This window comes from Paraburkholderia sediminicola, assembly GCF_046026895.1.
In the GTDB taxonomy this organism is placed as follows: Bacteria; Pseudomonadota; Gammaproteobacteria; order Burkholderiales; family Burkholderiaceae; genus Paraburkholderia; species Paraburkholderia sediminicola_C.
Map to the genome: position 1 here is coordinate 1 of NZ_JAQQEU010000049.1, position 21,650 is coordinate 21,650.

General features: G+C 59.9%; 20 protein-coding genes and 4 pseudogenes. 11 read left to right on the top strand and 13 right to left on the bottom strand.

Annotated elements, in window-relative coordinates:
* Positions 1–928: 928 nt before the first annotated feature.
* From PQR02_RS27315 to PQR02_RS27345, 7 genes and pseudogenes are all read left to right on the top strand, one after another.
* Complete coding sequence (locus tag PQR02_RS27315) at positions 929–1,117, top strand: tyrosine-type recombinase/integrase (protein WP_408238694.1); 189 nt, start codon at positions 929–931, stop codon at positions 1,115–1,117.
* Between the two features lie 364 nt (positions 1,118–1,481).
* Entirely contained in the window at positions 1,482–3,665 is a 2,184-nt protein-coding gene (locus PQR02_RS27320; protein WP_408238697.1) for an NHL repeat-containing protein, read from the top strand.
* An 11-nt stretch (positions 3,666–3,676) separates the two neighbouring features.
* Positions 3,677–3,794, top strand: a pseudogene (locus tag PQR02_RS27325) (IS630 family transposase); the annotation flags it as partial.
* Positions 3,795–4,636: 842 nt separating this feature from the next.
* A pseudogene (locus PQR02_RS27330) lies at positions 4,637–5,683 on the top strand (acyltransferase family protein); the annotation flags it as partial.
* 108 nt (positions 5,684–5,791) lie between these two features.
* Positions 5,792–6,757: a glycosyltransferase family 2 protein gene (locus PQR02_RS27335; protein ID WP_408238836.1), complete on the top strand. Its 966-nt coding sequence runs from the start codon at positions 5,792–5,794 to the stop codon at positions 6,755–6,757.
* A gap of 194 nt (positions 6,758–6,951) precedes the next feature.
* A pseudogene (locus PQR02_RS27340) lies at positions 6,952–7,128 on the top strand (IS6 family transposase); the annotation flags it as partial.
* A gap of 155 nt (positions 7,129–7,283) precedes the next feature.
* Positions 7,284–7,874, top strand: coding sequence for a hypothetical protein (locus PQR02_RS27345; RefSeq protein ID WP_408238700.1), 591 nt, complete (start codon positions 7,284–7,286; stop codon positions 7,872–7,874).
* Between the two features lie 355 nt (positions 7,875–8,229).
* On the opposite strand, the gene PQR02_RS27350 is transcribed toward PQR02_RS27345, so the two are convergent.
* From PQR02_RS27350 to PQR02_RS27395, 10 genes are all read right to left on the bottom strand, one after another.
* The gene (locus PQR02_RS27350; RefSeq protein ID WP_408238703.1) at positions 8,230–8,583 is read right to left on the bottom strand and encodes a hypothetical protein; all 354 of its coding nucleotides are present in this window, start codon (positions 8,581–8,583) and stop codon (positions 8,230–8,232) included.
* 62 nt (positions 8,584–8,645) lie between these two features.
* Positions 8,646–10,244, bottom strand: coding sequence for an EAL domain-containing protein (locus PQR02_RS27355; protein WP_408238706.1), 1,599 nt, complete (start codon positions 10,242–10,244; stop codon positions 8,646–8,648).
* Positions 10,245–10,379: 135 nt separating this feature from the next.
* Positions 10,380–11,375 (bottom strand): flagellar motor switch protein FliG, encoded by a 996-nt coding sequence (fliG, locus tag PQR02_RS27360; protein ID WP_408238709.1) that lies wholly within the window; start codon positions 11,373–11,375, stop codon positions 10,380–10,382.
* Positions 11,376–11,475: 100 nt separating this feature from the next.
* Positions 11,476–12,003 (bottom strand): hypothetical protein, encoded by a 528-nt coding sequence (locus PQR02_RS27365; RefSeq protein ID WP_408238712.1) that lies wholly within the window; start codon positions 12,001–12,003, stop codon positions 11,476–11,478.
* Complete coding sequence (locus PQR02_RS27370; RefSeq protein ID WP_408238715.1) at positions 11,984–12,271, bottom strand: hypothetical protein; 288 nt, start codon at positions 12,269–12,271, stop codon at positions 11,984–11,986. Before PQR02_RS27370 ends, PQR02_RS27365 begins: the two co-directional genes overlap by 20 nt.
* Positions 12,272–12,437: 166 nt before the next feature.
* Complete coding sequence (locus PQR02_RS27375) at positions 12,438–12,722, bottom strand: hypothetical protein (protein WP_408238718.1); 285 nt, start codon at positions 12,720–12,722, stop codon at positions 12,438–12,440.
* Positions 12,719–14,056: a methyl-accepting chemotaxis protein gene (locus tag PQR02_RS27380; protein WP_408238721.1), complete on the bottom strand. Its 1,338-nt coding sequence runs from the start codon at positions 14,054–14,056 to the stop codon at positions 12,719–12,721. Before PQR02_RS27380 ends, PQR02_RS27375 begins: the two co-directional genes overlap by 4 nt.
* Before the next feature lie 412 nt (positions 14,057–14,468).
* A complete protein-coding gene (locus PQR02_RS27385) occupies positions 14,469–14,891 on the bottom strand; it encodes a DDE-type integrase/transposase/recombinase (RefSeq protein WP_408238724.1) in 423 nt (140 codons plus the stop codon).
* A gap of 202 nt (positions 14,892–15,093) precedes the next feature.
* Positions 15,094–15,228 carry a hypothetical protein gene (locus PQR02_RS27390; RefSeq protein WP_408238727.1) on the bottom strand — a complete coding sequence of 45 codons (135 nt, stop codon included), beginning with the start codon at positions 15,226–15,228 and terminating at the stop codon, positions 15,094–15,096.
* Positions 15,216–15,584 (bottom strand): hypothetical protein, encoded by a 369-nt coding sequence (locus PQR02_RS27395; RefSeq protein ID WP_408238730.1) that lies wholly within the window; start codon positions 15,582–15,584, stop codon positions 15,216–15,218. Before PQR02_RS27395 ends, PQR02_RS27390 begins: the two co-directional genes overlap by 13 nt.
* A gap of 356 nt (positions 15,585–15,940) precedes the next feature.
* On the opposite strand from PQR02_RS27395, the gene PQR02_RS27400 reads away from it, so the two are divergent.
* Positions 15,941–17,671, top strand: a complete 1,731-nt coding sequence (locus tag PQR02_RS27400; protein ID WP_408238733.1) for a methyl-accepting chemotaxis protein — start codon at positions 15,941–15,943, stop codon at positions 17,669–17,671.
* A gap of 13 nt (positions 17,672–17,684) precedes the next feature.
* Complete coding sequence (locus PQR02_RS27405) at positions 17,685–17,840, top strand: hypothetical protein (protein ID WP_408238736.1); 156 nt, start codon at positions 17,685–17,687, stop codon at positions 17,838–17,840.
* Positions 17,841–18,412: 572 nt separating this feature from the next.
* Here PQR02_RS27405 and PQR02_RS27410 read toward each other — a convergent pair.
* The gene (locus PQR02_RS27410) at positions 18,413–18,703 is read right to left on the bottom strand and encodes a hypothetical protein (protein WP_408238739.1); all 291 of its coding nucleotides are present in this window, start codon (positions 18,701–18,703) and stop codon (positions 18,413–18,415) included.
* Positions 18,704–19,202: 499 nt separating this feature from the next.
* Between PQR02_RS27410 and PQR02_RS27415 the strand changes: the two are divergent.
* Together PQR02_RS27415 and PQR02_RS27420 are read left to right on the top strand one after the other, a co-directional pair.
* Positions 19,203–19,320, top strand: a pseudogene (locus PQR02_RS27415) (IS5/IS1182 family transposase); the annotation flags it as partial.
* Positions 19,321–19,758: 438 nt separating this feature from the next.
* A complete protein-coding gene (locus PQR02_RS27420; RefSeq protein WP_408238839.1) occupies positions 19,759–20,646 on the top strand; it encodes a succinylglutamate desuccinylase/aspartoacylase family protein in 888 nt (295 codons plus the stop codon).
* Between the two features lie 43 nt (positions 20,647–20,689).
* On the opposite strand, the gene PQR02_RS27425 is transcribed toward PQR02_RS27420, so the two are convergent.
* A complete protein-coding gene (locus tag PQR02_RS27425) occupies positions 20,690–21,205 on the bottom strand; it encodes a site-specific integrase (RefSeq protein WP_408238742.1) in 516 nt (171 codons plus the stop codon).
* 126 nt (positions 21,206–21,331) lie between these two features.
* Positions 21,332–21,571 (bottom strand): hypothetical protein, encoded by a 240-nt coding sequence (locus tag PQR02_RS27430; RefSeq protein WP_408238744.1) that lies wholly within the window; start codon positions 21,569–21,571, stop codon positions 21,332–21,334.
* Positions 21,572–21,650 lie beyond the last annotated feature (79 nt).

Consider the following 21,650-nt stretch of genomic DNA (forward strand, 5'->3'; position numbering starts at 1 on the left):
ATTAACGGCTTCAGATCCACAGTGCAGGCATCCTACGAACACACCTGCTTTCCTCTCTACTCAGCCCCTCGCTGACAGGACGGCCTCACCCACACTGACCAAATTGCGATCCACCTTGACAAACGACTCCTCATAGAAGGGCTTCCCCATCGAGTGCAAGCTCAAATGCGGTTTTCTTGTGTTGCAATGTTGCCTTGCCGGCGTCATGTGAGAAGGTGAAGGACTGCTGTACTACAACCGGTCATGTTGGGCCGACGGCCCGGACCCTGATGAAAGACGCGCGCGGGGGCCTCGTTCGCTGACCGGGAATGAAATCACTCTAGCCTTATCAGGTAAACCTCGCGCGGGTCCAACCCGCTTCACATCACCGCTGGCAGTGCAAAGTGATCGTTTAGTCGCTGATGGTACCGTTGCTTCTCGTTGCTGAAGGGTTGATAAACACATCGGTGGAGCTCACGCGGCGGCTGGCTCGTGCTTGAAGTCGTCGCCGTACTTGAGGACCGCCCACGCCATTCGCGCATTCCAGACGCTGGCGATGGCAGCCGATCAAGGAGCGGGTTTCGAGACCCACCGCAAACGCACTCAGCGCGACGAGTTTCTCGACACGATGAGAGGCCCGAAAGGGCCGAAAAGCAAGGGCTCAAGCTCGGCCTCATGACTGGGCGACGTTCAAATCGCTGACACGTCGTCAATTTAGTGGCTTGTTCAGCTTAGCCTTAAGGTTCGTCAGTGAAAAGTGTGGGTAGTCGGAGGCTCGGGCAAGTTACCAAGTGCGTGATATAGCGCGATTTCCGTGGTTCAAAACGCCCGTAATCCGCGCGCTTTTCTCATGGCGACTTTGGCCTTGTTATTCAAAATGGGTTCCTTCGATGCCTCGATGGAACACGCATCACTGCCGGTCCATCTTACTGTCTAGGAAACCGAGCGCGTGCTCGGCGCAGCATTGGATAGCAGTCCACACGAGCTGCGCAACCATGCCATGCTGCTGATCCTGGTGAGAATGGGATTGCGAGCCTGCGAGGTCCGGCACCTGACGCTCGACGATATCGACTGGGCAGGGAGTACCGGGACGTTGGTGAGGCTCTATATGCTGCTCATATGCTTATCTCCATCATGAGTGTCCTGGCAGTCTCTGTCGCACGATCTTTCTGAACACCACGGAGCCGTAGTCGCGCTGCGCGCTTTAGGGTCGCTGATGACTTTGCGCGGGATAACCACTGGCCAGAAGGCCGCATCAAGCGCCGCATATTCGAATTATTTTTGATTTTCGTTGCGGCGGATTTTCCGCGTATCGTGATCGGCCACATGGCTCTGCCCGGAAGGGCGACTTGTGAAGGGCCAGCCCGTATCAGCCAGCCCGTACCGATGGCAGCACTCAAGTCCGTGATCTTGTCGTTGCGTGCCGCTCTAGCACTCTACCCCGTGGATATACCACTTGCGAGCCGTCGGCCCCAAAATGGCTCTCTGACTGGAGAAAGACTTTGTCCCGTCTCGGATTCGCCCGAATGCTCTGCACTCTCGCCTGCCTTGCTATCTTCCCCGCGTCCGCGGAAACCGCATTGAATGTGAAGACGTCGTGGATTGGCAACACCTTCGGCTACGGCGATGGCACGTGGACGCAGATCAACATTACCGCGATGGCAGTCGCGCCGGACGGTAAGGTCTACACGAATGCGCCGTGGGATGAGAGCGGCGCGGAAGCGAGCGTGTTTCAGCATGGCAAAATGCTCGGTTCTTCCGGTGGCACGCATGGCTGGGGCAACGGCGGCGGCAACGCGGTCGCGGTGAATCACAGGTATTTGTTTGTCGCGGTCGCGGTCGGCAATGAAAGAGGCCATCTGGTGTCGCCGGGTATCTGGCCGGAAAAGGGCAATCAGTGGTATGGCGTTTCGCGCCGCGACATCGGCGATACGAAACGCGGTGTGCCGTTCCAGCTGGCCGCCAATTCAGGGGACCCACGTGCGCGGCTTGCGGCGAGCTTTCTGATGGTGAACGAAGTGCCGGCCGGCACGGTAGCGGATATCGGTGGTCTCGCGGCGAGCGATACGACGCTGTACGTAACGAACACCACGCGCGATCGCATCCAGATCTATGACGCCGATTCAATGATGAAAAAAAACACATGGGACGTGCACGAACCGGGCCGCATCGCTCTTGCGCCTGACGGCACTGTGTGGGCGCTGACCGATACGCGCGGCGACCGTGCGCCCGGTGTTGCGCATTACACATCGGGCGGCCAGCGTCTGAACGACGAACTGCCGCTGCCCGCGGACACGGTCGCGGTCGATATCGCAGTCGATCAGCTGGGACGCGTGCTGATCGCGGACAACGGGCCGCGGCAGCAGGTGCTGTTCTTCAGCAAGACGAATGGGCATTACGCCGCGAGCGGCACGCTCGGCGAACGTGGCGGGATTTTCAGCGGCGCCCTGGGGCGGCCCGGACCGCAGCGTTTCAACGGACTGACGGGTGTGGGTGTCGACGCTCGCGGCAATGTGTATGTATCGGCCAACGGCATTGGACCGCGTTACGACTCGGCCGGCGCAACGCTCGGCGCGACGCTCGAAAGCTATGCGCCCGACAGGCGTCGACAGTGGCAGGTGCAGGGCCTGTTGTTCGTCGACGGTGCATGGATGGATCCGTCGCGTCCTGACAGCGTCTACACGGGCAACAAGCGCTTCGAACTCGATCTGTCGAAGCCAACTGGGCACGAATGGAAATATGCGGGCTTTCTATCGGACCGGTTCAGGTACCCGGACGACCCGGTATTCCATACCGACCCGTGGCCGGGTCTGCCCATCGCACGCAGGTTGAAGGGCCGTACGTTTCTGTTCCTGACCGACATGTACGCGGACCATCTGAAGATCTACCGCTTCGATCCGCCGCATGACGGCGAGGTGGCGATTCCTTCAGGCTTCATCGCAGGCAGCGGTCAGGCTGTGGCGAAGGTGCCGAACGCGCCGCCGGGTGGCGACTGGATCTGGCGCGACACGAACGGCGACGGCAGGTTCGACAGCGACGAATTCATGCCCAACACGAGCGGCGCGAAGCTGGCAGGCGGCTGGGGCTGGTGGGTCGACACCGCCGGCGATATCTGGCGCACACGCGATTCAGCGGGCGTCTACCGTTTCCACCTCGGCGGCCTCGATGCGAGCGGCAACCCTGTTTATTCGTATTCGAACATGACTGCGTACCCGGTGCCGCAGCCATTCACCGCACTTCGTCGAGCAATCTACGAACCCGTGACCGACACGCTCTATGTGACGGGTTATACGCCACAGACTCCGCTTGACCGCGGCTTTTGGAAGGAGGTGGGCCGCGTTCTGGTGCGTTACGACAAATGGTCGACAGGCAAACCCGAGCAGCGCTACGCAATCACGCTGCCGTGGAATACAAAATCGAAGCCGGTCGCGACGATCATCGGACTGACGGTGGAAGGCAAGTATGTCTTCGCCGTGGAGCCCGTGGGCGCCGTGCATGTGTACGACAAGGATTCCGGCAAGGAAGTCGGCGTGATCCGGCCCGGCCCCGAAGTGGGCCGTGCGTCCGGCTACGTCGACGTGCCAAACGGCATCAGCGCGTATCGGCGCAACGACGGCGAATACCTGGTGTTCATCGAAGAAGACGCGCGCGGCAAGGTGATGATGTATCGGTGGAAGCCAGGATGACGTGAATCTGATTGCACTCCGAGCCCGCCGACAGTTCCACGCATTGGAGCGTACGCGCTGTTGCCGGAGACGGCGATTTCTGCGACCGGCGCACATCGCTACTTCAAACTGCTGGACCTGAAGCCGCACATCATCCTTGAAATAAGGTTGCAAGGCAGAAGAGTGGAGACTGCGAACGGCGGATCGGCTCGCCAATCTTGTGTCTGTCTCTACATCAAGCTGGCGAGCATTCCGGATCACGATGATTAACTGGTCAATGCCTGATACGCCACCGGAACTAGCGCTGGCACGGGCGCAAATCGAAATGTTAAACCCCACTTCGTAAAAAAACGACCCAGCCACGCTCACCGATATCACCGTTATCTCATCAAAATTGCGCGGCTCGGCGGTTACGTTGCCGTATACAGGTCAGCTTATCTTGGCCGCAAAGAATTGTGAGGTATTGGAACTTCAAATGACGTTTGCCATTCATGCGCGCCGGTCCGTTTTATGCCGCGTTATTAGAAGAGGTAAGCCTTGCCTGCGTGACATCCGGGCAGCGGTGAGATTTACCGTTGCCCGGCCGTAAGGTATCAGCACGACGACCCTCCCGGAGGTTCAGTCCTCGGCGCCCGTTGCGAACCTTCGCGGAACGGTGGCCGGAGCCAGAGCCGGGAGCGAGAGGACAAAATTCCATTTCAACACTCGCGTGTTGATTAAGTCCAACAACTACAGTCCACCGGAACCTTGTCGCCTGTTTTTTTGCCCGATGTCTAAAGTCCGAAGTACGACGCAGCATGCGTCGCCCCCCGGCGATATGCTCAAGCCACGACGCTCTGCGATTCCAGTTCTCCTCCTATGTCCAAGGCCTATACTTTTTGAAGCATTCAGTTACATTATTGGTTTTATTTTCGATTTAATTTCGGGCAGTTTAGCGTCCTAATACAGGCGGGTCGATTCGGTCGGCTCTTTCCTAGGGGGAGGCAAGTCGGATGGACGCGACTACTAGGCCGGTTGGAGGGCACTTTACGCAGCTCGACGCTCTACGGGGCATCGCGGCACTCACGGTCGTTTTGAACCACTTCACGATCATCGATCCGCTGCGCTGGATGTGGCGAACCCCGCTCCGTTTTCTTTTGACTGGGCACGACGCGGTCATACTTTTCTTCATCATCAGTGGATTCGTGCTGACGCTTCAGCTAACTTCGAGCCGAAAGCCCGGCTACAGGAATTACATGCTGAAGCGGATTTGCCGCATATATCTGCCGTTTGTTGCCGTCTTTTCCCTCGCCTATACATTGATGGCGCTCGTCTACGAGGGTCCCGTTCCCTGGGCGGGGGTTTGGGCCAACCGTTCCTGGGACGGAAGTTTCTCGGTGTCGGATGTGGTCAGCCATGTGGTCTTTTTGGGAAAATATCGAGCGGACCACGTCATACCGGTGATCTGGACGCTGATCTACGAGATGCGTATTTCGCTGTTTTTCCCGGTGATTGTGTTCTTCGTCCTACGCCTGCGTGCGAGCCATTCCATCGCGGCAGCGATGATCATTTCCGCCAGCGGGTATTTGTTACTGTTTCTCGAAGGGAAGAACCCGTACAACGCCAATCTGAAGGTGGAATGGGAGCTCACAGCCCACTTCACTGGCATATTCGTCGTCGGCGCAGTGCTTGCTGTCCATCGCGCTCGCTGGCAACAATGGCTCGGAACACCAATCCGGAGGGCCGTGGTCCTCATGGCGTCGCTCGGGTTTTACTTCTTCTCTCGGGTGATCCTAAACTTCGCGCCGGGCGGCCTCGCCGATTTCCTCTTCGATTGGGGCGTCGCCTTGGGCGCTTCCGGTATCATTTGTACGTCTCTTGTATCCGGGCGGATCACATCGATACTGGCATGGCGGCCGATCGTCTTTCTGGGTTCGATTTCATATAGCCTCTATCTGACGCATACGGTGCTCCTGCTATCACTGATCCATCTGATGCCCTCCCCGGGCGCGGCATGGATTGCGCTGGCCTTGGCGGCTCTGCTCGTCTTCCCCGTCGCAACCCTCGTCTATTTTCTTGTGGAACGGCCGTCAATGGCTATCGGTCGAGCGTTGATCCTGCGCCGGCAGGCATCAGATGCCCGGCTCTTCAGGCGTTTTGGCGAGCCCATGACGACACACCTGAAAGTCTCCATCTGTCTGCCGACGTGCAATCGTCCTGAACTGATCGTGCAGTGCATCGATTCATGTCTTGCACAAACGTACGCAAACATCGAGATCGTGATCGGCGACGATTCGAAAGACGAACGCACACGGCGCTTGATTGCCGAACGGTATCAGCACGACTCACGCGTTCGCTACTTGAAGAACGAACCGTCGCTCGGCCAGGCGCGCAATGTTGCGAGCCTGTTCGCACGGGCGAGCGGCGACAGGATCCTGTTGATCCACGATGACGATTACCTCGTCGACAACGGCATCGAGCGCCTGCTGATGCCGTGGCAGACGTATCCGGATCTCGACGTCGTATTCGCCGACCAGTACGAAGTCGATGCAAAGGGCCACGTGGATCGCGCGGCCAGCGATCGTCTAAACGCCGATTTTTATCGCACGAAGCAAGCCGAGGGACTGCAGATACCGCCGGGCCGCACAGGCCTGATCCAGATGTTCCCCAACAACGGCTGGCTTGCCGACGCACGCCTCGTCAAGCAGATCAGCTACGAAGAGCAGTACGGCATGAGCTGCGACTTTGTATTCGGTGTGAAGCTCTGCCTTGCAGCGAAGCAGGTCTACTACCTGAACGAATACGTTTCGTACTATCGCAAGACAGCGGTGTCGGTCTCGGCGAACACGCGCGGTTCGATGGCGGCCGCGTCGGTCAGCGCGTATGCGTTCCTGGCCGGACTGAAGCTCGATCCGGCGCTGGAACCCGCGCGCAGGACGGCACTGCGGCGAATCGTGCCGATCGTGGTCTCGGTCCATGCGAAGAACGGTGCGCCGCTCAGCGGCTTTCGCATCGCGCTCGGGCATCCGTTCGCATACAAACACGGTTTCAGCCTGCGCCTCTACTATCATCTGATGCTGCTAGCTCGCGCGGCGCTGAAGGCCGGGCCGCGGCGCATGGGCGGTGCCTTCTGAAATGGAGCCTCGTGCGCCCGACGCGATCACCGGGTTGGACAAGCACGACGCCGCATGGCGCAGACGGAAACACTGCGTGACCTGCTGCACGAGTTGGGCACGGATATCTTCGTGTCGAGCAGCGCGCGCCACGCGAAGGCCCGCGCACTCGTAAGCCAGGATCTATAGCAGCCCGCCGGCACCAAGATCGGTCCATCGAACAGGACCGCTGCGCGATCAAGCGGCGCACCCGACCCTGCTCGGGTGCAAGAATTTTCGCTGCGCCTGCATCCTGCTTGGTGGCATCGAACTCATGCACATGATTGTGAAAGGGCAGATGAAAGACAACGGCGTTCGCCCCCGCCTAGCAGTTCTACTCGCTGGCGACATAACCCATATCGACCTGTTCTCGCCCCGCAACCGTTAGCGCGACAAATCCTCAGTAAGTATGATGAAGACCCGGAAGATTTTGATGATTATTGGAGGGCTTCTGCTCGGTGCAGTAGGGACCACGTACCTGATACTCCTTCAGGCGGACCGCCGCGCAATGGCAGAAGTCACGGCGGCCGCCATCGATGAATCCGCACGCCCTCCCGTCGTCGATTCGCACGTCAGCGAGAATCACGTGACGGAAGGCAGCATCGGCCAGTCAAAGCCATTCGGCGCAATCACGAAAAGTACTGCCATCGCGCAGCAGCCGGTGGTTCCCGCTCCGGCTCCCGCACCTGCGCCCATGACGGCCGCATCCGCATCCATTCCGGCCGCCGCACAAGTCACCGGGCAACCGAAACCGCAGGAACAACCGAAGCAGGCGCCATCGACGGCAGTCGCGTCGGTGAACGTGCAGGACTCGGGTGCGCCGAAGGTGGTTCCGGCGCAGCGCGCCCAGCGTGGACGAAACGGTCTGGACCGTCGCGCGATAACGACTCAAGGCTCGACACCGGAAACGGACGAACTGGTCCGGGAATCGGCGAAGCTCGATCCCTCGTTGCCGCCTCCCACGCCCTTGCCGCCCGGCAGCCTCGGTGCTCGCGCGAGCACGGACCAGCGCGGCACGTATCAATCCGGGGCCGCGATGACGGACCAACTGTTGCGGGATTCGGCCAAGCCCGATCCTTCGCTGCCGCCGCCCAAGTAACCGACTTCGCCGGCAGCATCGTGCGGCTGCACGAACGCTCGCCCATCAAAGCACCAACTGGTTGCGGGTTTTTTTCGAGCGTGCCGGAATTGGCTGACCGCCACACGGGCATGGGTTTCGCATGCATCGCGGAGTCGGCCAAAATCCCGTTGCTTTGGTGGATCGAGATGGCGAAAAGCCAGCTATTTGTCTGGCCGCATCTGAGCATGGAGCGTCGCGGCCCCCGCCGAAACTGAGCTGCCATGCGATCGATCTTCAACCACATTTTGCGGTTGCTCTATCTGCGCTGCCAGTGGAAGGAACTGCCGATCGAGAAGGATCGGCAGGGCCGTGTGGAAATTCATTGCACACGCATCTATCGCGCGTTTCGGCGCTGGCAAGTCGATGGCTGTTTTGATGCCATTTTCGCGGCTCGGTGTTCAGGCTTCATCAGGACGATTGCCTGGACACCATGGCGACGGCACCATGGGCAGCGACAATTGTCCTCGACGGCGTGTTGCTTGACGCTTGTACCGGCTCCGGTTGTTTGGACACGCTTTTGCAACTCAGGCCGCTTCGTTAGCCTCTCCTGACGGGCTTGGAGGGGTGATTTGAAGCCCAGCTTTTCAAGACGCCAGTCGCGATTGTATCGATCCTTGAACGCGATGGCGGCAGCACGAACGTCGGCCAGGTTTTTGAAGATGCGCCCTTGGATAGCCTGTTCTTTCATTGTCCGCAGCCGACGACTCAAAAGTTGCCGTTGGCCGGTTCCAGGCGGAACCTGGCAGCAGTTCACCGATTTACCGCAGTCGCTGCCTGCACCAGCTCGCCAGCCCGTACAGGCCTCTGGTATAGGTACCCTTGCGCAAATGGCACGCCGGCCGTCAGTAAAGCCCGGTGTTGTGTCTCGGTCTCGACGCCTTCAGCAATCACCTGCAAACCGAAGTGCCTGGCGACTGAAACAACACCGTTGATCAGGTCAGCTCCGCCCGTATCGACCTGGCTCACGAACTGCCGGTCGATCTTCACGTAGTCAAATGGAAACCGGCTGAGCGCATCCAGGTTACTGTGCTGTGTGCCGAAATCGTCGATCGCGAACTTGATGCCCTTGGCCTTAAGTGCCTGGAAAACGGCTGCGGTGCGCGCGCTTTCGCTCAGCAGAAAGCGTTCGGTCAATTCGAGAACAAGGCTGCTACCCGCTGGCAGCTGCTCGTTCAGAGCCTCGACCTCGGCAACGAACCCCTTCCGTTCAAGGTCCCTTGCCGCGACGTTGACAGCTATGCGCAACGGAATGGCCGGAGGGCTAAGGCTCATCTCTGCGACTGAGGTGCGCAGCACGAACGCCGTTACCGGACCCAGCATGTCACTGGATTCGACTTCAGCCATAAAGACGGCGGGGCTGATCGACCCCCATCTGGGGTGATCCCATCGTATCAGCGCCTCCACTCCAACGATAGTGCGGCTTGCGACCGCTACGATCGGCTGATAGACGACGTGAAACTGCCCACGGCGCAGCGCGTGATGAACGGCGTTCAGGAGAAGTCGGCGCGGTGCGAACGCCATCAGGTACGCGACTGCGATCAATGCGGCAAGCAACAGTCCAACCGCACCGTAGGCTAGCCGGTACTTCCAGCGCGTGACGGCGAGGAATCGTTTAGACGAGGAAACCAGAACGGCGAACGGCCAGGTACCCGATGCAACGCGCGTCGTGTACGCCTTCCGAAATGCAGAGGCAGACAGGAAGCCGCCTCGATCATTCAATACACCAAACCCCGGCATTGATAGCGCTGCCGACTCGGCGCCTAATCTTGCGCCGTGTGCGAGCACGTCGGCAAGATAGTCGCCTTCGACAAGGTACAACACGCCAGCGCCTTGGCCTGCCGGGCTAAACATGGTAAGTACCGGTACGCCGGGCTGGAACGGGGTCTGTGCAAGCAGACCTATCCGGTCGCCATAAAAGGACGGGCTGAGATAAGCATGCAACGGGAGGTCAATCGGTCCAAGCGCGGACGAGCAGTACAGCCGCCCGTTTGCGACCAACGCGACGGCACGGACATAGCGAAGATGTGTTTCCAGCTCGGCCAGAGGGCGTTCTGCTTTTTCACAGGACTGGCCGGCAAGCGCGGCAAGCTCGGTCCGACGTCGCGAAATGACGCTGTCCAGAATGCCGTCGACTGAGGCAACGAGGTCATCGCCGATCAGCTGCTCATGGCGCTTGACTGCTCTGGTCGCGTGCTGTTCCCCGATAAGGATGGCGATCAGCACGACCAGTCCGCCACACACGACCACAATGGCCAGTGACAGCCGTGGCGGTATCTGGCGGAAAACGTCCGCCGTACGCGCGGTTTCGATCGGTGGTGGCATGCTGACGGACGTGGTCTTATCGGACATCACGCGATGCAGATTGCGACTGCTGGCCATCGGCCCTGACGAGGGCGAAGCGCTCCTGTACGTCCTTCGTAACGCGAATACATCTGGACGATGGGCAGGCACCGCGCATGGGGTGGCGAACAGAGACGCGCTTTCTCAGACATAGGCATCGCCGGGCTTGTCGCCCAGCGCAATCTCGCCGCTGTCGGCGAGCTTGCGGGCGATCTGCAATATCGTGCGCTGCTGCATTTCCACCTCCGACAGGCGCACCGGACCGCGTGCTTCAATGTCTTCAGCAAACAGTTCCGCCGCGCGCTGCGACATGTTGGTCAGGATTTTTTGAAGCAGTTCGGGTGGCCCGACCTTCAGGGCAACGAGGAGCGTCTGCGAGTCAATCTCCTTTAGCAGCAGGCGGATCGACCGGTCGTCCAGCGCAAGCAGCTTTTCAAACGTGAACATCTCGTCGACGATCTTTTGCGCGAGGTCGTCGTTGTAGTCGCGTACGGTGCCGATCACCGAGTCTTCGTGCTGGCTCGACAGGTTATTTATGATCTCGGCGGCCGCGCGTGGTCCGCCCATCACGCGGCGTTGCATGTTGACGCTACCCGCAAGCACTTCGGTTAGCGCATCATCGAGTTCACGCAATGCGGCCGGCTGGATGCCGTCAAGCGTCGCGATCCGCAACAGCACGTCGTTGCGTGCGCGTTCGGTGAAGCATCCGAGCACGGCGGATGCCTGGTTGGGATCCAGATGCACCAGCACCGTGGCGATGATTTGCGGATGCTCATTCTTGATGAGCTCCGCAACAATCGGTGCATCCATCCACTTCAGACCTTCGATACCGCTGATATCGCCGCCGACGAGAATGCGATCAACAACGGCACCGGCCTTGTCTTCTCCCAGCGCCCGGTTGAGGACGGACCGGATGTACTGGTCCGACTCGAGTGTCAGCGTCGTATGTGTTTGCGCCTGCTCGATAAAGGCGCACACAGCATCATCGACGGCGCTGCGCTCGACGTTTTTCAACGCAGCCATTGCGGCGCTCAGTTTTTGCACTTCTCGCGGGCTGAGATGACGGAATGCCTCGGTCGCTTCCTCCTCGCCGAGCGCAACCAGCAACAAGGCCGCCTTGACGACACCGTCGGCGCTCATCGGATGCACCTGCGGCCAGAAAACCATGCATATCTGTTCCGGTCAACCGGACCGCCCGCCTTGATGCAGCGTCGACCCGGTCCCCTTGCCGGCGGAGCATTCATACGTCTGATCCCCGTTTCGGGTTGACACCTCGGTCGATGTAGCCGTAGGCTTCGCGACCCAGCTTGCCCGCCTCGCGCCAGACCGCCGACGGGCATTCCCGTCCCGCGATGTAAAGCTCGATGATGTAGTCGCAAATTACCAAAAGACGATGGAGCGCCGCTTCCGTGTCCGCGTCGCCGATAGGCTCACGATGCAGGACAAGCCTGGCCGTTTCGGTGCGCTCAGCCAGTGCACGCCACTGCAGCTCAGAAACCTCAAGCCCATAGCCACCGAGCTGCGCAGCGGCGCTCGAGTCAATGTACAGGTCTCGGAGCGCCCCTACGATCCCAGGCACTTGCGGCACATGTGTCCGTTCGCCGCCTGCGTGCACGTGCGTCACGTCCGTTCCTCCGGCAAGGATGACGGGGGCTTGATCGTGCCCGCCATGGCTGCCCTGGCGGACATAGTCGTCACCCGCCGGGCAAGCGTCGGAAGCGCAACGACGACGCATGCTGTGCTCCTGTTCATGCGTGCGGGTGTTCATGGGATGGCGACAGTTCAGAAGCAGTGCAATTCGCGTTCCCGGGCGTGTTTGCCTGAGCCGAAGCATGGACCGGGCGTTCATTCGCGACCATCCCGAGTAAATCAAGAAGCGCTGACAGGCGCTGTCGATCCCGCGCGGTAATGCCCGGACGTTCAAGCACATCTTCGATTTCGGATGCCCAGTATTCCTGGCGGATCAATCGCGGGCGGCGGACCAGCGTGTTCACCGCCTTTTCAAGTTGGCCGATCTCGGTTTCCATGGTACTCATCTGCTTCTCCTTCCAGCATCCGCAATCTCAAATGAGCGCCTTGAATCACCTCGCTACATCACGGTGGATGGCGCCAAAGCTACACGGCAGGTTCTACCAATGCGTCGCAACAAGCCAGGTGAACAGGAAGCAGCCGGCTAGTACCGCGAGCCATCCCAGCAGGCGTTCAGGCGAGCGCGACATCAGCTGTCTCCGTCAACGCCACAGAGGGCGTACCGATTTCCGGGCTATGGCCTGGGTCTGGCAGGCGGAAGGTCGCGACGACCTGTGCCAGTCCGTCGGCCTGCTCGCTGAGGGATTGGGCTGCGGCGGCGGCCTGCTCGACAAGCGCCGCGTTCTGCTGGGTCACCGCGTCCATCTGTGAAATCGCCTTGCCGACTTCCTGGATGCCGGTGCTTTGTTCATTGGACGCCGCAGCGATCTCATGGATGATCGCGTCAACGCGCTTCACGGCACCGACGATCTCGCGAATGGCCGCACCAGCGTCAGACACCAGCGCCGAGCCCCGTCCACCCGGCTAACTGAATCCTGAACCAGCACCTTTACATCCTTGGCCGCTGCTGCGGCGCGAAGCGCCAGGCTGCGCACCTCACTCGCGACGACGGCAAAACCCCTGCCCTGTTCGCCAGCGCGAGCCGCTTCGACAGCCGCGTTGAGCGCGAGTATGTTCGTCTGGAACGCGATGCCCTCGATGACGCCGACGATCTCGGCGATCTTCGCCGACGAGTTCGAGATATCGTGCATCGTTTCGACCACCTTCCCGACCACCTCGCCGCCCCGGTCGGCGATGACCGAGGCGCTGCTCGCAAGCTCGTTGGCGCGCACCGCGTTGTCCGCATTGTTCGTCACCATCGAGGTTATCTGCTCCATGCTGGATGCAGTCTCCTGTAGCGACGCGGCCTGCTCCTCGGTGCGTTGCGAAAGATCACCGTTCCCGACGGCGATCTGCTGTGTGGCGGTCCTGATCAGTTCCGTTGAGCCTTTTATCGCCGCGACCACGTGCGCCAGCTGGTTGCGCATCTCTTCGATCACGTACAACACGCTGCGCCTGCTGGCGTTACGTGTATCGACTGGCATGCTCAGATCGCCGCCCGCGATACGACGCGCTACCTCAGATGCTAGCTCCGGGTCGCCGCCCAGCGAGCGTCGCAGCGCCCGATTGAGCAGGACGATCACAGCCGAGAGCAGCAGCGCGGCGATCACCAGGATGCAGCCCGAGCGCAAGAGTGAATCGTAAAAAGCCCGGTCGATGTCGTCGGTATATACGCCGTTGAGAAAAATCCAGCCCCACGGTTTGAACGTCGCCACGCGCGTGAGCTTTGGCGCGGGTTGCTCTTTACCGGGGCGTGGCCACACGTACCGGATAAAACCACTCTCATTAGCCTTGGCGACGTTGACCGCATCGCGGTATAGCGGGGTGCCATTCGCATCCCTGAAATCGCCGAGTACTTTTCCAACCAGTTCCGGCCTGAAAGGGTGCATCAGCATCTTCGGTTCGTCGGTCATGACGGTGTAGTAACCATCCTTGCCGAAGCGCAAGCCCTTGATGCGCTCCAGCGCCTCCCGCAGCGCGGTTTCGCGCGTGAGCGCTCCGCGCCGTTCAAGCTCCGCGTACTGGCTGACGAGGCTGACGACGTTGTCCGCGTTGTTCGCCTGGTCGTTCTTGCGCTCTTCAATGCGTACGTCACGCAGCGACCATGCGTCGAAGCCGGTGATGGCGGTCAGACAGACGAGACTGAGGTACAGCGGCAGCCAAAGTTTCTGCGCAAACGTTAGCGTTTTCATCGATGCGATTCACCCTTCGGGTTCAAAAGCGGTCTACACCGGTTACGGCAATATCTTGTGGTAGTTCTATCCGTGTAAACCCTTCACCACCTACTTCACTGCGCGGGGCGCGAGAATTCCGTTGCGGCACTTCGCCCCCTGAACGTGGGGATTTGCCGTACCCCGGGCGTCCAATCCGCACGGGACGGCAGGGCATCCGATGATCTGCCGTCGGCCACGTGCAGCGATGCGTTGCTGCAAGAATAGCCAATTAATCTGATGAAACCCTTAAGTGGCTTACCCGGGGCGGAACAAGCCAGCATGCGAGGCGGGATCGGCGCCCCAAACCGATGCAGACGCATCCGTTGACTTGCAGCAGACACCTCGTCGACGACCCACAGAATTCGAATTCAGGAAAACAGGTCAGTCAGCCTTAGGCACGCACGCTCGACGCAGCCGATGGAAAGTCTTCACGGCGCTCCGCCCATTTCAGAATCGCATCCAGTGCCGGGCACTCGCTGGCCTGGGGGCTGCTCTCTTCGGCGTAGACCTGCCAGCCGACGACCATCCGACTAAACACGTCCATGAACAGATAGAGATAGAAATACTGCCCACGAACCGTCGTCGGCAAGTAGGTGATGTCCCAGCTAAACAGCTGATTGGGTGCGTCGGCACATACCGCGCGTGGCTTGCTGCGGGCGCGGCCCGGTCGTTCACTGCGCCGGTGGGCGAGCTGTTTCTCTTCGCGCAGCACCCGGTAAAACGTCGATTCCGAGGCGATGTAGCGGCGCTGGTCGGCCAGGCGCGGCACGATCTGGCTCGGTGGCAGATGACCGAATTCGGCAGAGTTGGCCACCGCCAGCAGTTCGCCGACAGCTTGTGGGCGGGCTCATGGCGGCGTAAGGTGCGCCCAGCCACCGCCTCAGGACCGCCGCCTTGCCAGCGCTGCACGGTGCGCGCGCTCAGCCCCAGCATGGCACACGCGCGTGCCTGGCGAGCCCCGGCTGTGGTCGCCTCGCCGATCAGTTCCTTCAATGTCGCGCGCTCTTCAGGGGAAGTCATTCGTCCTCGCCCCCGAACAGCACCTGATACTTTTTTGAAAGCACCAGCAACGCGGCTGCCTCCGCTAGTGCCTTGTCCTTGCTCTGCAGTTCGCGCTGCAATTGCGCATTGGCCTGTTTCAGCTCACGCACCTCTGGAGCGTTTGCGCGTCGGCTGCCGGCGGCGCCGGCAGAGCTCTGGGGGCCGATGTGGAGAATACATACGCCCACACCTTCGCGTAAGCGCCGTGCAGCGCGTCGTCCGTGACGCTGTTCTTGAAGTTAGGATAGGAAATATCGAGCACGTTCTGCGCGATGGTGTCGGCGACGATCTGGCGCGGGAGGAACGCGCGGAACTGGTAATCGCGACCCGGCAGCGTCACCACCTCGACGTCGGCACCGAACACCGCCTCGATATCGCCGGCGCGGCGCGCACGCACCGGCAGCGTGGCGGCATCGGCCGGGTAGGCGACGATGGAAAGGAAAGCGTTGTTCAGGCAGATCCACATGAGACACCCCTCGTTGTTGTTGTGCGCGCTGCGCCTATTACCGACACAGTCGAGCTGCCGCAGCCAATCAGCCGGTACTTGTTGCCGCCGATGTTACCGTCGTGCGTGCCTGAGCGGGTGCCCTCAAGATTCGGACTGACCGGTGCCACCCACGAAGAAGAGGGGCTATGACGGAGCCGGATCAGAGCGCGGAATCGCATAACGATTAGGAAAAGAGGGCGAACGGTTAACGGGAAATAAATCCATATCTCGCTAAAGAACGGCAAGCATGGGGTCGTTATTCATATTATGAATTTGCATTCATAACGCAATATCCAAGCTGTCCATGAGATCTCGAATATCGGGGGGAATTTGCCGTGCCGTTTCTGAAAAATCTTAGGGTGCTGACCCAGCTGATGCTGGGTTTCTCTGTCGTGACCGTCCTTATGATCGGACTGGGTGGGTTCAGCCTCTTCGAGATCGGTGCCGAAAACAATCACGTATTACAACTGCGCGACAACTGGTTACCTTCCGTGCGCAGCAGCCTGCAGATGCAGGCTGGCCTGCGCGACATCCGTCTTGCCGAATACCGCCTTGCCACTGCACAGACCCCCGCTGAAATCCAGGATGCCGAGTCGCAAAGCGAGGCCCGTATTGCGAGCTATAGTCGCGCGGTCGCCGAATACGAGAAACTCATCTCGGAGCCGGAGGAAAAGGCGGCGTTCGCGGACATCCAGATGCTGATGCCGCAATACATGCAGATCGATCAACAGATCCATGCCCTGGCGAAAGAGAGCAAGGGGGCGGACGCCATGTCACTGTTGAAAGGTCCGGCGACCACGATTCGCTCCGCAATTGAAAAGGACATCGCCACCATCGTTGACGTAAATGTGGCGGGGTCGGTCCGCGAAGGCACGGCGGCAGGCCAGGCGTATTCGCATGCTGTTGCCCTTGTGATCGGACTGATCGTCGCTGCATCGGCAATTGCGCTGGCGTTGGCGTTGCTCATCGCGCGCGGCCTCGCAAGGCAGCTTGGCGGTGAGCCACGCGACGCTGCGGCACTCGCCAGCGATATCGCAGCCGGGAACCTGCGCACGGCGGTCCAGTTGAAGGCGGGCGATCGCAGCAGCCTGTTGTTCTCGCTGGGCGTCATGAAGGACCAGCTGACGACGATCGTACGGGGTATCCAGACCTCCAGCGAGTCAATCTCGGTCGCTGCCGGCGAAATCGCCCAAGGCAACACCGATCTGTCCCAGCGCACCGAAGAGCAGGCGGCGTCGCTGGAGGAAACCGCCTCAAGCATGGAAGAGCTGACCAGCACCGTCCGTCATAACGCGGACAACGCACGGCAGGCAACGACGCTGGCCAGCACGGCGTCGGAAATCGCACAGCGTGGCGGCGACGTGGTCCGACGTGTGGTGGAGACGATGCACGGGATCTCGGGCAGCTCGGCCAAAATGTCAGAGATCATCGCCGTTATCGAGGGCATCGCATTCCAGACGAATATTCTTGCACTTAACGCAGCGGTCGAGGCGGCTCGCGCCGGTGAACAGGGGCGGGGCTTTGCCGTCGTGGCCGGCGAGGTCCGCACGCTCGCCCAACGCAGTGCAAGCGCGGCCAAAGAAATCAAGGACCTGATCGGCGAGTCGGTGAATCGGGTGGACGAAGGCTCAAGGCTCGTCGGGGAAGCAGGCAGCACGATCAGCGAAGTCGTCCAGTCGGTGAGGCGTGTTGCCGACATTGTGGGCGAAATCTCCTCGGCCTCGGAAGAACAGCGCACTGGCATCGAGCAGGTCAATCAGGCCGTCACCCAGATGGACCAGGTGACCCAGCAGAACGCCGCCCTCGTGGAAGAAGCGGCGGCAGCGGCGCAGTCGATGGCCCAGCAGGCGCAGGGGTTGCGTGAGGCCGTGGCTGTCTTCACGATTGCCGATAGGGGGCCATCCGCGTCGCCGACAGTTGCGTCGCGGAGCGAACCGCGTCGGCCGCCACCGGCAGTTCGCACGCCCCCTCGTGCAACGTCGGCCGAGACGACGCCAGTTACTACCGCAAACAGGGAAACCGTCATCGCGGCCGATACCGGCGCATCGGACTGGCAGACATTCTGAGCGGGTCTGACAATTGAACAATACTGACGATGTTCTGGGCCAGATAGTCGAACTCATGGCGGCCAACACAAAGAAAATGGGCGTTCTTGGAGCTCGGGGAATGGTTTTGGGCAAGTTTCTTGAGGCGGTCTTGCCCCACCTCACGACGTTGCAGCGCATTGAAGGGTGACCCGGTCATTCCGACGGGGCATTGAAGAGGCCCTGTCGTGGACGCGCGATGTGCGACCGCACGATGACCCGTTTTTAAGTGCGATCGCCGCAAGGCTGAGACCACGACTATTTTATGGCTCATGTCGGCCCGTTAGCTGACGCTCACGAATCCGATTCGAGTGACTCTAACTGGCCGATACTGTTGAAAAAGTCGCTGCGTTGCTTTTCCAATTCGCTCGCAAGAAAATCGACCTCTCAGATCGGCCTACAAGCCGCTCGCGAACACTGGTCAAGGGTGAGAGGACCCCTAAAAACCTTGCGACAGAGACAGACAGCGACTTTTTCAACAGTATCGAGAGCTGCGCTGACGTTCGCACGGCGATGATCAGGAGTCGGCGAATGGTGGTTTGTGGCCGAGCTGAGCCGGCGGTCTGGCGGCCGGACGAGCACGCGTTCCCAACTTGCTGCTCACCGACGCTGATCCCTAACCTCGTACAGCGGTGTCGGTTCGGGGAGCCCTGAAACACACGGTTCGCTCAAGTCTGAATCATGCGCGGGTTCGCGAGCGTCGCGAAACACCGGTGCCTCGACTCAGTTGCGCTGCGGGCTCAACCACCATCCGATAGAACGGCCGTGTTCGAGCACGAACACGCCGAATGTGCCCACTGCGGCCGCAGCGACAAGACAGCGTTCGAGTGTGCCCAAGGTGACCGGCTTTTGAATAACTACTTTCTTGCCGTCCCAATACAATTCGCCAGTTGCCGTGTGGACCCCAACGAATGCAGTCCCCTCCATCGATATGCCGCGAACTCCATCAGGCCACTCTGGCGGCCGATGTGGTGAATACATGTTTTGGCGCATTCCCTTCCAATCCGGTGTCATGTCCCTCTCCGGTGTCTCGGCTCAACGATTCGAGCACAGACCGCCTTCGTGTCTGAGACATGTTCGGCTCCATTCGAAGTGTCTCTTGCATTAACTGTCGCGCGTCGCACGTGGTGCCGTGCCGAACTACTGTCAGATAGAAGCAATATAGAGAAAGCGTACATGAAAGGATGTGACTCGGCCGCGACGGCCTGGTGGTAGCTGTGCGACAGCGGGTGTCGAAGCGAACCAGCCGCTCGAATGACCGCTCCCCGAAGCGGGTGACGGCAGTTGGCCGATTGCCGCCTAATGCGACCGGTCGAAACCGACCCCATAAGAGACTTTCGCATCAAGCGCATGAAAGGCTGCTTTGCGATGGCCAAGCTGTCAACCGGCCCCGAAACGTTAGCAAACTGAGTCGAAGGGGCCGCTAACTCGAATCGTGCTCTGCTAGCATCTTCGTTGTTTCGTCGGCGAAGAGGTCCTGGCTAAACCGAAACTCAATGGCGAAGTGTAGACACTGATCCAGCCGTTACTACCACAGCCCAAACCCCGGCGGCCACGGTATCCCGGGCGAACCGTTATACGATCGTGCCGTGCTGACTGGTATCCTGCTCGTGTTGCCGTCCGGTGATAGGGGGCGGGCGGTAAGCGTCTGTGCGATTGAATTCGATCCGGTTAGGAAAGGCAACGCGTTTCTGCGCACGCCGGCGAAACACCACAGACATATTTCCGTGCAGCACATAAGGACCTTCGCCATGCACAACGAGCCGAAAAACAGTGTTGATCGCCGCGACTTCATGAAGACGGCGATCGCGCTGGTCAGCGCATCATCCGCTCTGGCAACACAAGTCGCCACCGCGAACGCCCAGGAAACGAATGCGGCGGCTGCCGGCGAAGCAACGGGGACACCCAAGGGTATTGTCTACACCGGGGACGTGATCCACGGGAAGAAGGTCATCAGTGCGCTCGACGTCAACGATCTGCAGCGCGGCGTGAAGCACATGTTCTTTTTCCAGGGCGTGCAGATGCCGACAGGGCAGTCCTGGTATGTGTCGGTTATTGTCGTCAGAGGCATGAAGCCTGGTAAGCGCATCGCCCTCATCAGCGGTGTACATGGTGATGAGATCAGTCCGGTACACACCATACAGACCGTTATGAACCAGCTCGATCCGACCCGGATGTCGGGCACAGTGCTGGCGGTGCTCGACGTCTCCCGTCCTGCGCTCGAAGCCATGGAGCGCAGATGGCCCAATTCCGGAAGAGGTATTGATCTCATCGACATCAACCGCGAATGGCCGGGGAACGAAAACGGCCCCAGCGCACCCAGCCGGCATGCCGGGCTGTTGTTCACCAGGCTCCTCAGGCCGAACGCCGACTACGCGCTCGATTTTCATACCGGCACGAGCGGGATGGACGTAACCTCATTCAATCTGGCCCGGCTGGAATTGCCGGAGGCACGGGCGATGGCGGAGTTATTCCCCATCAGTCAGATCTTCGACAACGCCGCCTACCCGACGCTGCTTGCGAACGCCCTCATCAACGTTGGGATTCCTGCGATCACGCCTGAGATTGGTGCCGCCCGTATCCTCGATCCCGTAATGATTCCATTGTTCGTGGAAGGCACGATGAATGTGCTTAAGCACTATGGAGTCGTTCCCGGCCCGATGGGACGCACCGGGCGGGACACCGGCATCTTCATCGGCAATAGCGGCCACGCAATCCTGTCGACACATGGCGGATTCGTGGAGCTTCTGGTCAAGTTGAACGACAAGATCAAGGTTGGGCAAAAAGTTGCCATCCAGCGTAACAGCTTCGGCGAAATCGTCGCGGAGTATACAAGCGAAGTCGCTGGCGAGGTCGCGGCGCGTCGGACCGATGCGACGGCCGAGCCAGGCATTCCGCTTGTGATGATTCTCTACCAGGGCTCGACGCAAGAAATCCCGGTCGATTACTCCGAGTGATTTCGGCGGCAAGCGTACCCTTGCAACGCAGTGTCGTATCCGGTCAGCACCTGGCGGGTGAGTGCGACTCGTGACCGACCGTCGCCACCTTCATATTTCCGGCTTCGTCAGAAGCTTTTGCGAATGCCATCGTCGACCACGCCTTCATCGTCAGAAATCTAAATGAGGCTTGCCCGGGATTCGTTAGAAATCCGCCATATCTCCGTCTGAACAGCTGACTTGAATGCGAAATCGATGGTCGGATCGAGCGGCGGAACGGTAGGAGATCCAGCAGATAGTCTCCGAACCAGCGATAGAAGCCTGCAACAATTCTCAGCCGACGATTAATGGTGCCAGGGTCAAGCCTCAGATCGTGGGCTTGCCAGTCTCGATAGACGCGCACAACGCTCTCGCCTGCTGAACGAAAGGGGCGGTTCCCAATGACCTGATTGGCATGAAGAAAGCTGGCAAAGTCCCACAAGTGTCGCCCATAGTTCTCCCAAGTCTTGGGATCGAGCGCCTTGCCGCGTTCCAGTAGCAGCCAGCGAAGATAATGGTGAAACGGCTGCGCTGGCGCCATGTCGTCCCCCAGTATCAACGAAAACCCGGGCGAGGACGGCCGGCATAAACGAAGTCGTTTGTGGTTAGGACAAGTCTCACGTTTCAGCGTACCCCAACATGGAAAGGCTTCCGTGGACGGAGTCGCTCACAAACGCAACATCAAGTCGATGTCACCGCCCCGGCCGTTGCCAAGGAAGGTGCCGTAGCCCGCTGGCCTATCCGCAAACAACTCGTAAGCCGGAATCAGCAGCGTTGAAGGCGACTCATTGCGTCCACTTGTCTCCAAACTCGCAAAAATTCTGTCGGGTATGCCGTGCGCCACCAAGGCGACGGAATAATCCCAGCGTGCTGTTTTTCGTCGCGCCTGCGGCCGCCAGTTATCCACAAGCGCTATCTCTCTTCCCTGCTGCGTGGTTCAAGCAGATGAAAGACATCCGATTGATTTAAAACACGTTTTCTACTAA

What these genes read in the sequence shown, in the direction of transcription:
- PQR02_RS27345 (WP_408238700.1), top strand. Translation starts at nt 7,284, where the DNA reads ATGGCAGAAGTCACGGCGGCCGCCATCGATGAATCCGCACGCCCTCCC.
- PQR02_RS27365 (WP_408238712.1), bottom strand. Translation starts at nt 12,003, where the DNA reads ATGAACACCCGCACGCATGAACAGGAGCACAGCATGCGTCGTCGTTGC.
- PQR02_RS27380 (WP_408238721.1), bottom strand. Translation starts at nt 14,056, where the DNA reads ATGAAAACGCTAACGTTTGCGCAGAAACTTTGGCTGCCGCTGTACCTC.
- PQR02_RS27425 (WP_408238742.1), bottom strand. Translation starts at nt 21,205, where the DNA reads ATGGCGCCAGCGCAGCCGTTTCACCATTATCTTCGCTGGCTGCTACTG.
- PQR02_RS27420 (WP_408238839.1), top strand. Translation starts at nt 19,759, where the DNA reads ATGAAGCCTGGTAAGCGCATCGCCCTCATCAGCGGTGTACATGGTGAT.
- PQR02_RS27355 (WP_408238706.1), bottom strand. Translation starts at nt 10,244, where the DNA reads ATGTCCGATAAGACCACGTCCGTCAGCATGCCACCACCGATCGAAACC.
- PQR02_RS27335 (WP_408238836.1), top strand. Translation starts at nt 5,792, where the DNA reads ATGACGACACACCTGAAAGTCTCCATCTGTCTGCCGACGTGCAATCGT.
- PQR02_RS27350 (WP_408238703.1), bottom strand. Translation starts at nt 8,583, where the DNA reads ATGAAAGAACAGGCTATCCAAGGGCGCATCTTCAAAAACCTGGCCGAC.
- PQR02_RS27395 (WP_408238730.1), bottom strand. Translation starts at nt 15,584, where the DNA reads ATGTGGATCTGCCTGAACAACGCTTTCCTTTCCATCGTCGCCTACCCG.
- PQR02_RS27410 (WP_408238739.1), bottom strand. Translation starts at nt 18,703, where the DNA reads ATGACACCGGATTGGAAGGGAATGCGCCAAAACATGTATTCACCACAT.
- fliG (WP_408238709.1), bottom strand. Translation starts at nt 11,375, where the DNA reads ATGAGCGCCGACGGTGTCGTCAAGGCGGCCTTGTTGCTGGTTGCGCTC.
- PQR02_RS27370 (WP_408238715.1), bottom strand. Translation starts at nt 12,271, where the DNA reads ATGAGTACCATGGAAACCGAGATCGGCCAACTTGAAAAGGCGGTGAAC.